We start from the raw sequence: 12,965 nt of genomic DNA, 5'->3' as shown, positions 1-12,965 counted from the left end.
TTGATTGTTAGAGTATTGATCTCAAATATACAAATAATGTATTATGTATAACATAATACATTAAAAAATTTTAATTTCGAGGTATTTTACTAAGCTGTAAAGGCTTCGACAGATAATCCAAGAGAGATTCTTTTTTCATTAAATCCATAGCTTGATTTAGCTGCTCATCGCTAAACGTCCGATGTGGAAAACGACTAGGTCCCATTTCCAATCCAAAGAACTTCATAAATCCCTTGCTCCCACCATGGAAGCCACCTATTTCTTCAAGAGTATTCACGAAGTATACGGCCAGTTTTTGCATTTCTTCAGCATTTTCAAATGAACCCTTTTCATGTTCGGCCAAAATATCATAGTATAAGGGAGCCAAATGATTATAGGTACTACCTACCCAGCCCTTAGCACCAACCTTGATACTGGATGCAAACTTTTCGTCTACTCCAAAAAAGATGTCTACTTTATCATTGGAGCAATCCAAACTACTTGCGAAACCTGTTAAATTATCTTCCGTAAATTTTATCCCTCTAAAATTTGAAATTGCTGATACCGCCTTCTTCTGAAAAGTCACTATATCAAAATTAACTCCAGTCAAAACAGGTATATGATAGTAATAAAATGGTAAGTCCGGCGCAGCTGATGCTACCTCCATACAATATTCAAGTAGGCTTTCTAAAGATTTGGGTTTGAAATAGTAAGGGGCCAATGCCGCTATCGCATTCGCCCGACCCACAGAATGCGCGGCAAGATTTTTTGCCTCGCGAATATTAGTGTGCCCAACATGATTTATGACATAGATGTCATCCTCTTTTGCATCGGACCATGCCTCGGTCAAATCCATTCTCTCCGATGTGCTCAGGGATACAAAATCACCGGTAGAACCATTTACAAAGGCACCAGTCACTTTATTCGATATTAAAAATTCCCCATATGCTTTTATCATACCCAGATTAAGTGTTCCATTAGGATGCATAGGAGCATAAGTTGCAGCTATTAAATTTTTCATATTTGTATTATGTTATACATATGGCTAATGTATCAATTTATTTTGATTTTTTAAAATCTTAAATGAGAAATTAATTAATGTGTCCCTAAATGAACCTCTTTCGGCACTGTTTGATTATTGCTTATCTTGATGCCTTTTATTGAAAGTTCAAAAAAGGATGTTTGAACAAATATTTAGTTTAATCCTAGAGATTTTAAAAGAACAGGAAAAGCTGATGATAGTCATTTCAATTTTGATCGTCGTCTTTTTAATTGGTTTTGCTATCTATTCTAAAAATCAATAGCACGATTATCTACAACCAATCAATTAGGCTTATAGTGGAAGTATAATCAATGATGGTTTACATTTATTGGCCATTTTATTAGAATGAAATCAGATAACATTATATCGCCGGAGCTTCAAAAAACATTAGCTAAATTATCTGACGTTTTAAAAAGATTTAAGAGGGAATACCCAGATGAAATGGACATGATATTTAAAGATCATGACCAGCTTTTTGCGGAATATGGCTGGTACATTTATAATGGATGTACCGTTGAACAGGTTTTGATCATTTTAAAGCTCTTCAATCAAAGTGAAAGTGAATTGGCACAGGAAACGATTAAAGAAATATTTCATGAAAATCTTGATGAAATAGAAAGTGATCTCACAAGAATTATTTCAGAATCGAGCCACATTATTAAAGAGGCATTCATCTGCCACAACAGACAATTGTATTATGCCTCTACAATATTATTTCTATCACTCGCTGATGGCTTGGCAAATGGAAAGTTGTTTACAAAATCTTATTTTGATAAGATTAAAAAGAAGAACAATACACATTTTCTTTTAGATATTTTTACCGACAAGAATCCCGTCAATCAAAAATTCAATCCCAAGAGTTCGCCAAAGTCAGAATTGATGCGCCATGGAATCATGCATGGTATTTCCAATCAATATGGGAATGAAACTAATAGTCTTAAAGCATTAAGTCTGCTTCATTATATATCTATAAGAAGATACAAATTATTAAAATAACCATGGCAACGAAATGTATGCCCCATGCCTGCTGTAACCTTCCCTAAAAATGTAGCCTTCCCTGTTTTCAACAATTGATTATTCATAAATCGTAACTTAGAGTAAAGTTCAAAAAAAGGATGAGATTGGGTACGAGGGCGAAAATGGGGGAAATAAAAAAGAAGAGTCTGACGACAATCAATTTAAAAAAGAATGGGCATATTAGATGAAAAATATCCGGTTAGAGCAATAGTTGCAGCAGTTATCTTATTTATAGGGTACAATACACTAAAAAATTATTATTATTTAAATGACAGTATTTTAACAATTGGAGTCATCTATGATGAGTATGGGGCCAATGGTATACCCTACATTAAATTTAAATATAAAGTGACGGACAAATGGTATTATAAAGAAGCAGGTTCTAAGGATAGAAAATCAAAAGATATCTATTACTATGTTAAATATTCTAAAGAAAAGCCAGAGATAAGTCAAATCCTTTTGGACGAACCTGTAAGAGATTCCATTAAAATTAAAGCATCCGACTTTGAGTCGCAGTAACTCCATCTTCCATTGCAAATGTAGCCTTCCCCGTTTTCTGCAAAAGATAATTTAAATGGAAGATAAAAACACAGTCTCGCTGTTCTCTTGAAATTTTAGGCAAAAGGGTAAGTATCTGTAGCCTTTTGCCCCTAAATGACTAAATTGATAACTTATAATTCCTTTTTGGTTAACTAAAATATGGGAAGAAAAGTATTTACATCAATTTTAACAATTATGTCGATTTGCTCTTATGCTCAAAAGAACAATCTGACATCAGAAGTAGTTGACCTTACATATAGGCTTGAGACCTCTTTGCATAATAATAAAAAACTATCTCAAGACCCTAATTTAAACCGCTATATTTATTCGGATACTACATATACTTCTTTTACGGGAAACGGAATTACTATACAGAACAGCTTTCCCAAGGGAGGAATGATAGAACCGGAGGGGAAACAATATTTTGATGCGTCAGGAATGAGATATGGGTTTGCCTCGTTTTGGACCCGGATAATTAATAATACTAATCTTCCTTTAGAATTAAACATCAAAATTCCGGCTAGCTCATTTGCGATTTTTACGCATCCGGAGGCATTTTTAAGATTGTTTTTGCCACCACAAAAGGTCGAATTGAATAAACTTTCAGAAATAAATTACGGACTAACCAATATGAAGTCTTATTTGGATGCAAACTTCTATAAAGCCAGTGAGTTGCAAAAAACCATCAATCCCAATGAAGAGCATATATTCTTCCTAGCAACACTTTCCTACGGGGCAGTGGGAACTCCAAGGGCAGCCATGACCTTAAAAGAACAAAATCTATTTTACAGCATGAGCCTAGCACCCGATGGTTCTGGAACCATCCCCATTGGAAAAATAACTTTCAAAAAATAAAAAGCCAGTAAACAGGGAAGAACCGGGTTCAACTAGAGCTTTAACAAAATGCTCCATAACTTTAGTATTTACAATTTCATTTAGTTGGTAAATTGCCCACAACGCATTTATCTGTTTTTAAGAAACCACAGCAAACACTTCCCTAGTATTTCCAGTTGCTTTCCTGCGGCGTGTTCCCTCACATAAAGATATTACCACAGAAACCAAGTTGAAAAAAGATATTTTCTATCTATCTAACAATCAGCATAATAATGTGATTCTATATGCTTTGTAACAAGTTAAGTTCAATATTTAAATGCAACTGCGTTGCATTTAAATATTCTTTGTTTATTTTTACCGCCCAATAAATAATCTAAAAATACCAATGAAAAAAATTAGCTTTTTACCTATGGCAATTGCCTTTTTGTTAATGGGGGCATGTTCCAATGATGATAATGGCATTGAAAATGACCCTGATGCGGACCATGACCTTGATCATGAGGAGTTTGAGAACGTTTCCTTATTGATTTCCGATGTTAACTCAACTACCTTGAACTTTATTAATCCGTTTAGTGAAGAGGTTAAAACCTTTGAGGCATCGCATGCCAAAGGAAGTGTATATGCCACCGAATCCGGAAGATATGGGGTCATTACACATAGAGACCACAATTTTACGGAGACGTTTAATCTAGGGGGCGAAATCGATCATGGTGACCACAGTCATGATTTGGGTGAAACAGGCTTGGCTGCGGTGAGTTTTGAAAGTCAAAAACCTACCCATTTTAAGTCGGAGCAAGGTCTGGTCGCGGTTTACAATGACGGCGATGCCACTCTTAGTCTGTTCAACGAAAACACTATTGATAGCTCCACAGCCGTTGAAACGATTGCAACAGGAACTACAGCACATCATGGCGCCATGGTAATTTTTGAAAATGGTACTATTGCCGTCACCAATCTAGGAGCAGGAGCCGGATTGCCAGAAAAAGTTCATATCATCAATCAACAAGGGGAGGTAATTTCCGAAGAAGGGCAAAGTTTAAGCACCTCAGGTATTCATGGAAGTGCCGGTAACGATGATACCGCTATTTTTGGTTCCAATACAGGTATCTTGGTGGTGAAGGACGATGGCGAACAGAAGCTTATTGATTATCCTACCGATTTTGAGGATGACGTGTGGTTCGGAAGTTTGTTAGCTACGGATGAATCAGACATTTTTGTGGGGTATACGGGAAGTAAGGGAGCCTATTTTGTAGATATCGATAGTGAGGAAATTACTCCCATATTTGAAACTTCCGAATTGTTTAAATGTATGGTATCCAAAGATGGGGAGGAAGTGGTTGTTGTGGCCAAAACGGGTGAATTTGTAATAATTAATGTAGATACAAAGGAAACAGTGTACAGCGGAACCTTAAGTGTGGCAATGGATACCGAATCTTCAGGTCATGGTTCGGTAACAAGCACTATCGATTATTTTGAAGGGTTTTTATATATTTCAATCCCCTCTTCAAATCAAATAGTTCAGTATCATTTAGATGACATGGAAGTGGAACATGAGTTTGAGCTATCCATCACTCCTTATCAATTTAAGGTCTTGGCCTATGATTTGGAGCATTAAGGACTAAAATCCTTAACATCATAAACCGGGCTATGCCCGGTTTTTTATGGAATTACTACAATACAGCGGATATGAACAAGGCGCATGAAGACGACTATAATATTAATATTGCTCCAAATGTTGCCTCATTAACAAGTTCTTGACGTACTAAAAACCTCTAATTACAATTTCTATTGACTCCAAATTTTCTTCTTTCAGATTAATGCATCCATCTTGATACCTGTAGTATTGCAGTAAAAGTATTTATGAATGTTCTTCTCTACATCCTATTTGGATTTTTGATAGCAGCTTGCGGAAGTATTGTCCCCAGCTTCCTAAATATGACGGTAGTGAAATTCAGTTTGAGAAGCGGAAGTAAATCGGCCTTGTTTTTGATTGCGGGATTTGCTACGGTTCTATTTTTCCAAGCGAATATTGGTGCCTATCTATCAAACGTTTTAATGCAGAATTCCGAACATATTACCCTTATCCAAAAGATTGGAACAGGAATTCTATTGGTTTTATCCTTTAACTTTTTTCGCTTGCATTTTGGAACCAAAAAGGAACCGGGAAGGGAGGAGATTGACAAGTCAAAAGCTTATTTGCACGGCATAGGAATGTCTTTGCTCAACACCTTTGCCATACCCTATTACTTTACTACAATTTCCATATTGATAGGGATGGAACTCTTTACGTACTCAGTTCTCAATGCTATTATTTTCTCCATTGGTTCCACCTTAGGTTCCTTTACCTTATATGCTGGATATGCTTTTTTGGCGGGTAGGCTAGAAAAGAAAATAAGTTCTCTTGCAGGTAATATGAATTTGGTTTTGGGATGCTTAACCGGAGTTGTAGGTATTGGCAATTTTATATATTTAATTTAAGTGTTCATCCCAACAAAAAAAGCCCCTTTCCATAAAAAGGGGCTCCCACGTGTTAGTCATTGTTAGTTGCTAGTTTACGTGTTGTTTTGTCCTTATATCATTTTGATTTTTCTTCTTTGGGTTTTTGTATAAAATTGACATTTCCGGTATCACCATTAAAGGTACTTGGGCTTCAAAAGTTTTCTTGTTTACCATAGGTTCTTGGGTAATGCTGTCCACATAACTATTTCTGTAATTGAGCATTGCCAATAAATGAATATCCAACTCTTTATTAAAGGCCATTAGAGTGTTGGAAAAGGATTTCACCTCGGAAACCGTATGAACATAGTGTTTAATTTCATTCAGGTATTTTCGTAACATACCTAAATTAAAGCGCTGAATTTCTGTCAGCGGTTTTATACGATCTTGAATATGAACAATTCTTATTGTGGCGTTAAAGGTTTGCGCCATTTCAATAAGTGGTTCCAATTCAGAATGGGTGTAGAACATATTGAAATCCGTACTAAAAGAGATTTCATCTGGTTGAAAAAAATCGATATCCCGCGGAACAGCTATAATGGGACAATTTTTTATGGTTTTGATGAGTCTCACCGTATTTTTTCCCATATAAATATGGTTTCCGTCCGTCATTCCCTTAATGCCCATAATGATGAGGTCTATGTTTTCATGCTCCACAAAATTATTTACCTCATCGGTTAAAAGGCTAAAAGAAGAATAGGTTTCAAAATAGTGTTTGGGGTTGGGCCCGTTTCTTTGTATACGTTCAACTAACTCCTTGAGTCCTGCTTCGGAATAGTTGCCAGAGCCTTGTTGATGTAGTTTTTCTTCTCTGTGTTGGGCCATAAACCTACTACTTACTATGGCAGGAGTGTAGGTGTTGAGCAAATGAAAAACACATTCTTGGTCCTTAAAAAGTTCTTGGGCATAGCAAATGGCTTGCCATGCATTAAGTGAAAAATCCGTAGGTATTAAAATTTGCTTCATAAATTCACTTGCTAGTTTCAGGTGGTAAAGTTAGGGGCATTAAAATCCTGAAACTATGACATATATCAGGTTTTGATATTTTGTTTGGTACGTCCTTTGTTGGAGGTTTAAACGGTTGATTTAAATGGTTTAATAAATTAAAAATGTTAGATTATGAAGAATAGACCTGTCAAAGTTTCATTGATCGGAAAAGAAAATGACAATGTTTATCAAATTAAGTTCCCAAAGCTGAATATACCGGTAAACGTAAATGAGGAGCTCTACAGAAAAATGCTTCGTAGTCCTCAATACCAATTTGATAATTTAAGGAAAGACAAGCGAGAAAAGCATTTCGCTTGATAGGTAAAAAGGACCCAAGCGGGAATTTTTTCCTGCTTGGGTTTCTGTTTTCTTTGGTTTTGAGTGTTTTTAAAACCCCTGTGCGAGGTCTTTTAGTCCGCGCTCATCGGCTATTTTAATTTTCTTTCCTGAAGTATCTATAAATCCTTTTTTCTTAAATTCGGAAATGATCCGAATGCAACTTTCGGTAGCAGTACCCACCACATTGGCAATATCTTCTCGGGAAAGGGTAAGTCTCAAGAAACCATTTTTATCCTCTCCAAAATTTTGTTTTAAATAAAGAAAGGCTTCCGCCACTCTTTGTTTTACAGTTTTTTGGCTCATGTTTACAATAACATCATCGGCTTCTTTTAAATCATGGGCCATATGACGAAGAACTTCAACGGCAAAATCAGGATTACGTTGAAGGGTACTGAGAATATTTTCCTTGGGAACAAAGCATACTTCCATGTCATTTACGGCAACGGCACTGAGATTGGTATGTTCTTCCGCTATGACCGAACGCTGGCCGATAACCGATCCTTTGGTTGCCAACTTTACCACTTGGTCCTTGCCATTGGTACTCAATTTTGAAAGTTTGGACACACCGTCCCTTACACAGAAAACGCCATCCAGTTTTTGCCCTTCTTCAAATAAGGGGTCTCCTTTTTTAATTTTCTTGTAGACCTTGGCATCCGAGACCTTTTTAAGCTCGTCTTTGGTCATTGCACGGAGGGAGTTAAACTGCCTAACAATGCAATTTTCACATCTGCTTTCCATAAGTTGATTGTTATACCTGACAAAACAAAAGTAGCTCTACTAAAGTACGCAAAACATGACAATTATCATATTCTTTTAAGGTCTTAGATAGGAATTTTGTGGCGTATAAGCAAAGTCAATGGAAAATACGAATTGTTACCACTGTGGCACCGATTGTGGTAAAAGCTCCGTCGAGTATGACGAAAAAACCTTTTGTTGCAACGGCTGTAAAATGGTCTATGAAATTTTTTCGGAAAATGACCTTAGCTATTATTATGAACTACAGTCCGCCGCCGGGGCTACTCCCCAAGAACAGGAAGGCAAATATGATTCTTTAGATGCTCCCGCCATTATTGAAAAACTATTGGAATTCAATGATGGCAATATGCAGGTAGTAAACTTGTATATACCCCATATTCACTGTAGTTCGTGTATTTGGATTTTAGAAAATCTGAACAGACTAAATACTGGAATCAAGGGCTCTCAGGTAGATTTTCCAAAAAAAACAGTTCGTATTACCTTCAATTCGGAGGTTATTAGCCTGAAGCAATTGGCCATTATGATGAACCGTATTGGTTATGAGCCCCAAATTACTTTGGCCGATTTTGATGAAAAGCCTACCAACGTAGACCGCAGTTTAATTTACAAACTGGGTATTGCGGGCTTTGCTTTTGGAAATGTGATGTTCTTGAGCTTTCCGGAGTATTTTGATTTGAATACCAATCAAGAAACAGGAGGGGAGTATTGGCTAAATGAATACCAAGACCTTTTTAGGTGGATTATGTTTTTCTTCTCGCTTCCTGTAGTGCTGTACTCAGGAAGGGATTATTTTATTTCGGCCTTTAAAGGTATTCGCTCCAGAATGTTGAATATAGATGTGCCCATCGCATTAGGAATTTTGGTGCTCTTTTTGCGAAGTACGGTAGATATCATTTTCAACTGGGGACCTGGGTTTTTTGATTCCCTTACAGGCCTTGTTTTCTTTTTATTGCTCGGGAAGTTCTTTCAGCAAAAAACCTATTCCTTTCTCTCCTTTGAAAGGGATTATAAATCTTATTTCCCAATTGCCGTGACGCGTTTTACGGAAGAAGGGAAGGAAGAAATAGCCCAGATTTACGAAATTAAAAAAGGCGATAGACTACTCATAAGAAATGAAGAATTAATACCTGCGGATGGTGTACTCATGAAGGGTGATGGGCATATCGACTATAGTTTCGTAACGGGGGAAGCAGAACCGGTACGTAAAAAGTCCGGTGAAAAGGTTTTTGCGGGTGGAAAGCAACTTCATGGGGCCATAGAGATGGAAATTGTAAAGCCGGTTTCACAAAGCTACCTAACCCAATTGTGGGGCAATGCGGTTTTTAACGATGAAAAATCCCGAAGGTTCCAAACCTTGACCGATAGTATTGGTAGAAGGTTTACCATAGCCGTCTTGAGTATTGCCACGATATCAACTTCTATATGGTTGCTGATAGACCCTTCCTTGGCATTGAACGTGTTTACGGCCGTGTTGATTATTGCATGCCCTTGTGCCATTGCCTTGGCGGCACCGTTCACCTTAGGAAATATGCTGCGCATTTTCGGAAAGAAGAAATTCTACCTAAAAAATACTCAGGCCATTGAGCAATTGGCGCAAATTGATACCGCTATTTTTGATAAGACCGGAACCATTACCACCTCCGCCAAAAGTGTTGCCAATTATGAGGGGCTTCCCTTAACGGAGGAAGAAGAATCCCTTCTAAAAAATACTTTACGTTCCAGTAATCATCCTCTAAGTAGAAGCTTGTATGATTTGCTGGCGGAGCATGATATTGAAGTTTTAGAGGATTATGAAGAACTTACCGGAAAGGGAATTCAGGCTTCCGGAAGTAAAGGGAACATTAAAATAGGCTCGGCCGATTTTGTGGGCAGTCCTTCCGCCCAAAATATAGAAAATACATCCGTACACATAAGAGCCAACGATGCCTACAAGGGCTGTTTTGTGTTTAGAAACACCTATAGGAAAGGAGTTGCCCATCTTTTTGAAGAAATGGGGAAAGAATTGCAATTGGCCCTTCTTTCGGGAGATAATGCAGGCGAGAAAAAGCGGCTCCAGGCATTGTTGCCTGCTACCACACCTTTTTATTTCAACCAGAAACCGGAAGACAAGCTCCATTTTATTAAAAAAATTCAAGAAAAAGGAAAAAAGGTGCTTATGGTGGGAGATGGGCTCAATGATGCGGGTGCCTTAGCACAGGCAAATATAGGAATCGCCATTTCGGAAAACATCAATGTGTTTTCACCTGCTTGCGATGCCATATTGGATGCGACCAAGTTCAATGAGCTGTATTCCTATATACAAGCTTCAAAAAAAGCGATGCGCATCATAAAAATGAGTTTTGTACTGTCGCTAATGTACAATATGGTAGGGCTCTATTTTGCTGTGAGCGGACAGTTAGAACCAGTTATAGCAGCCATTCTCATGCCTTTAAGCTCTATTAGTATTGTAGCCTTTACGACGGTTGCCACCAATATTTTAGGAAAAAAACTGAAATAATTTCAAAACCTGATGAATGTCATATTTAATCCTTTTTACCAACTGTAGTTTTACACCAAATTAGAAAAATGAGTGTCATTTATATTTTACTCGCTATAAGTATTGTGGTTGCCTTGGTCTTTTTTGCCGCTTTTATCTTTTCGGTAAAAAGGGGGCAGTATGACGATTCGTATACGCCATCGGTACGAATGCTTTTTGAAGACGAGCTCGTAAAAAAAGCCACAGAAAAACAAAACGACCTTAAACAAAATAAACCTATCGAACTAAATAATTGATTATGGAGGTACAGCAATTTTATTATGATAACAAGATTGTAAAGAAATTTCTTTATGCCACTATGGTATGGGGCATTGTGGGTATGTCCGTTGGGCTCTTGTTGGCCTTTATGTTCATGTTTCCCAATTTAACCGATGGTATTTCTTGGTTGAGCTTTGGTCGTTTGCGACCCTTGCACACCAATGCCGTCATTTTTGCCTTTGTGGGGAACGCTATTTTTGCTGGGGTCTATTACTCCATGCAAAGGCTTCTCAAGACCAGAATGTTCAGCGATGCCCTGAGCAACATTAATTTTTGGGGTTGGCAGTTAATCATTTTAGCGGCTGCTATAACCCTTCCGTTAGGTTTTACAACTTCTAAGGAATATGCAGAGCTTGAATGGCCCATAGATATTGCCATCGCTGCTATTTGGGTAGTTTTTGGTTGGAATATGATCGGTACCATTCTCAAAAGAAGGCAACGTCATCTTTATGTGGCCATCTGGTTTTATTTGGCAACTTTCGTTACCGTAGCCGTATTACATATTTTCAATAGTTTGGAGCTTCCCGTTAGCGGATTAAAAAGTTATTCGGTATATGCCGGTGTACAAGATGCATTGGTGCAGTGGTGGTACGGGCACAATGCGGTGGCTTTCTTTTTGACTACACCTTTCTTGGGGCTTATGTACTATTTTGTACCTAAAGCTGCCAATAGACCTATCTATTCCTATCGTTTATCGATTGTACACTTTTGGTCATTAATATTTATCTATATCTGGGCCGGACCTCACCACTTGTTGTATTCTTCATTACCCGATTGGGCACAAAATCTGGGGGTTGCCTTTTCTGTAATGTTGATTGCTCCTTCGTGGGGAGGGATGATTAACGGACTTTTGACCTTGCGTGGGGCGTGGGATAAAGTCCGTACCGACCCTGTTTTAAAATTTATGGTAGTAGCCATTACCGGTTATGGTATGGCCACTTTTGAAGGACCCATGCTGTCTTTGAAAAATGTAAATGCCATAGCCCACTTTAGTGATTGGATCATTGCCCACGTTCACGTAGGGGCCTTGGCCTGGAACGGTTTCTTGACCTTTGGTATGATTTATTGGTTGGTGCCTAAAATGACCAAAACAAAATTACACTCCTTAAGTCTGGCAAATTTCCACTTTTGGATCGGTACTTTGGGTATTGTGCTGTATGCGCTGCCTATGTATGTAGCTGGTTTCACCCAAGCCCTTATGTGGAAGGATTTTAATCCTGACGGAACCTTGGTCTATGGTAACTTTTTAGAGACCGTAAACGAGATAATGCCCATGTACTGGATGCGCGCCATTGGGGGCAGCATGTATATTATCGGTGCTTGTGTGATGATTTACAATGTAGTACTAACTATTAAAGCCGGTTCTGTAATTGAAGATGAGTTGGCAGAGGCTCCTGCCTTGACCAAAGTTTCTAAAAGAAGAACGGCCGGTGAAACTTTTCACACTTGGTTGGAACGCAAGCCCATTCAATTGACCATTTTGGCGACCATCGCCATTTTAATAGGAGGGATTATACAAATTGTTCCCACCATTTTGGTAAAATCGAATATACCTACCATCACCAGCGTGAAGCCTTATACTCCTCTGGAATTGGAAGGGCGAGACCTTTATATCAGGGAAGGATGTGTGGGTTGTCACTCACAGATGGTAAGGCCCTTCCGTAGTGAAGTAGAGCGATATGGTGAGTATGCGAAAGCGGGCGAGTTCGTATATGACCATCCCTTCCTTTGGGGTAGTAAACGTACAGGACCTGATTTGTTAAGGGTAGGGGGCAAGTATTCAGACAATTGGCACCTTAACCACATGTACGATCCGCAAAGTACTTCTTCCGGTTCCATTATGCCAGCTTATCAATGGCTGGTGCGCAATGAGCATGATAGAAGTGGCATTAAGGCCAAGATGGAAGCCATGGTTTCCTTGGGCGTTCCGTATACGGATGAAGATATTGCTAATGCAGAGCAGTCTATGGCCCAACAAGCGGAGCAAATAGAAAAGAATCTGTATACCGATCCAGATTTTGCCGCAACCTACGAGGCGGATAAAAAATATGCACAAGAAAACGGTGAGGATTTTGTTGAAATGAGAGACCGTGAAATCGTGGCCCTCATCGCTTATCTGCAGCGTTTGGGTACGGATATTAAGATTAAAGAAACTGATGAATTACTATCAAATAACTAAGA

General features: G+C 38.3%; 12 protein-coding genes. 9 read left to right on the top strand and 3 right to left on the bottom strand.

All coding sequences use genetic code 11. The features are described from left to right. Positions 1-70: 70 nt before the first annotated feature. Positions 71-1,000 carry a dihydrodipicolinate synthase family protein gene (locus tag BIZ36_RS17550; RefSeq protein WP_187459199.1) on the bottom strand — a complete coding sequence of 310 codons (930 nt, stop codon included), beginning with the start codon at positions 998-1,000 and terminating at the stop codon, positions 71-73. A 366-nt stretch (positions 1,001-1,366) separates the two neighbouring features. On the opposite strand from BIZ36_RS17550, the gene BIZ36_RS17545 reads away from it, so the two are divergent. From BIZ36_RS17545 to BIZ36_RS17525, 5 genes are all read left to right on the top strand, one after another. Beyond that, on the top strand, positions 1,367-2,017 hold the full coding sequence (locus BIZ36_RS17545; protein WP_187459198.1) for a hypothetical protein: 651 nt from the start codon (positions 1,367-1,369) through the stop codon (positions 2,015-2,017). A 192-nt stretch (positions 2,018-2,209) separates the two neighbouring features. Continuing rightward, positions 2,210-2,557, top strand: a complete 348-nt coding sequence (locus tag BIZ36_RS17540) for a hypothetical protein (protein ID WP_187459197.1) — start codon at positions 2,210-2,212, stop codon at positions 2,555-2,557. Between the two features lie 180 nt (positions 2,558-2,737). After that, positions 2,738-3,433, top strand: coding sequence for a hypothetical protein (locus tag BIZ36_RS17535; protein WP_187459196.1), 696 nt, complete (start codon positions 2,738-2,740; stop codon positions 3,431-3,433). A gap of 364 nt (positions 3,434-3,797) precedes the next feature. Next, positions 3,798-5,027, top strand: a complete 1,230-nt coding sequence (locus BIZ36_RS17530) for a hypothetical protein (RefSeq protein WP_187459195.1) — start codon at positions 3,798-3,800, stop codon at positions 5,025-5,027. A gap of 245 nt (positions 5,028-5,272) precedes the next feature. Continuing rightward, positions 5,273-5,890 (top strand): LysE family translocator, encoded by a 618-nt coding sequence (locus BIZ36_RS17525; RefSeq protein WP_187459194.1) that lies wholly within the window; start codon positions 5,273-5,275, stop codon positions 5,888-5,890. A 69-nt stretch (positions 5,891-5,959) separates the two neighbouring features. Here BIZ36_RS17525 and BIZ36_RS17520 read toward each other — a convergent pair whose 3' ends face one another. Then, complete coding sequence (locus BIZ36_RS17520; protein WP_187459193.1) at positions 5,960-6,874, bottom strand: universal stress protein; 915 nt, start codon at positions 6,872-6,874, stop codon at positions 5,960-5,962. 153 nt (positions 6,875-7,027) lie between these two features. Between BIZ36_RS17520 and BIZ36_RS17515 the strand changes: the two genes are divergently transcribed. Then, positions 7,028-7,213, top strand: a complete 186-nt coding sequence (locus BIZ36_RS17515) for a hypothetical protein (protein WP_187459192.1) — start codon at positions 7,028-7,030, stop codon at positions 7,211-7,213. 69 nt (positions 7,214-7,282) lie between these two features. On the opposite strand, the gene BIZ36_RS17510 is transcribed toward BIZ36_RS17515, so the two are convergent. Beyond that, positions 7,283-7,918 (bottom strand): Crp/Fnr family transcriptional regulator, encoded by a 636-nt coding sequence (locus BIZ36_RS17510; protein WP_187459191.1) that lies wholly within the window; start codon positions 7,916-7,918, stop codon positions 7,283-7,285. Between the two features lie 172 nt (positions 7,919-8,090). On the opposite strand from BIZ36_RS17510, the gene BIZ36_RS17505 reads away from it, so the two are divergent. The 3 genes from BIZ36_RS17505 (at position 8,091) to ccoN (ending at position 12,963) form a co-directional block, all read left to right on the top strand. Beyond that, positions 8,091-10,487, top strand: a complete 2,397-nt coding sequence (locus BIZ36_RS17505; protein WP_187459190.1) for a heavy metal translocating P-type ATPase — start codon at positions 8,091-8,093, stop codon at positions 10,485-10,487. Between the two features lie 68 nt (positions 10,488-10,555). Further along, complete coding sequence (ccoS, locus tag BIZ36_RS17500) at positions 10,556-10,762, top strand: cbb3-type cytochrome oxidase assembly protein CcoS (RefSeq protein WP_187459189.1); 207 nt, start codon at positions 10,556-10,558, stop codon at positions 10,760-10,762. Positions 10,763-10,764: 2 nt separating this feature from the next. After that, positions 10,765-12,963 carry a cytochrome-c oxidase, cbb3-type subunit I gene (gene ccoN / locus BIZ36_RS17495; protein ID WP_187459188.1) on the top strand — a complete coding sequence of 733 codons (2,199 nt, stop codon included), beginning with the start codon at positions 10,765-10,767 and terminating at the stop codon, positions 12,961-12,963. The last annotated feature ends 2 nt before the right edge of the window (positions 12,964-12,965 follow it).

The organism is Cytophaga sp. FL35 (assembly GCF_014349235.1).
In the GTDB taxonomy this organism is placed as follows: Bacteria; Bacteroidota; Bacteroidia; order Flavobacteriales; family Flavobacteriaceae; genus Euzebyella.
Note: the sequence above shows the minus strand (reverse complement) of the source record. Positions and strands in the feature narration are given on the sequence as shown.

Coding starts and splice junctions, on each gene's coding strand:
- BIZ36_RS17520 (WP_187459193.1), bottom strand. CDS start 6,874: ATGAAGCAAATTTTAATACCTACGGATTTTTCACTTAATGCATGGCAA.
- BIZ36_RS17505 (WP_187459190.1), top strand. CDS start 8,091: ATGGAAAATACGAATTGTTACCACTGTGGCACCGATTGTGGTAAAAGC.
- BIZ36_RS17545 (WP_187459198.1), top strand. CDS start 1,367: ATGAAATCAGATAACATTATATCGCCGGAGCTTCAAAAAACATTAGCT.
- BIZ36_RS17550 (WP_187459199.1), bottom strand. CDS start 1,000: ATGAAAAATTTAATAGCTGCAACTTATGCTCCTATGCATCCTAATGGA.
- BIZ36_RS17525 (WP_187459194.1), top strand. CDS start 5,273: ATGAATGTTCTTCTCTACATCCTATTTGGATTTTTGATAGCAGCTTGC.
- BIZ36_RS17535 (WP_187459196.1), top strand. CDS start 2,738: ATGGGAAGAAAAGTATTTACATCAATTTTAACAATTATGTCGATTTGC.
- BIZ36_RS17540 (WP_187459197.1), top strand. CDS start 2,210: ATGGGCATATTAGATGAAAAATATCCGGTTAGAGCAATAGTTGCAGCA.
- BIZ36_RS17530 (WP_187459195.1), top strand. CDS start 3,798: ATGAAAAAAATTAGCTTTTTACCTATGGCAATTGCCTTTTTGTTAATG.
- BIZ36_RS17510 (WP_187459191.1), bottom strand. CDS start 7,918: ATGACCAAAGACGAGCTTAAAAAGGTCTCGGATGCCAAGGTCTACAAG.
- ccoS (WP_187459189.1), top strand. CDS start 10,556: ATGAGTGTCATTTATATTTTACTCGCTATAAGTATTGTGGTTGCCTTG.
- ccoN (WP_187459188.1), top strand. CDS start 10,765: ATGGAGGTACAGCAATTTTATTATGATAACAAGATTGTAAAGAAATTT.
- BIZ36_RS17515 (WP_187459192.1), top strand. CDS start 7,028: ATGAAGAATAGACCTGTCAAAGTTTCATTGATCGGAAAAGAAAATGAC.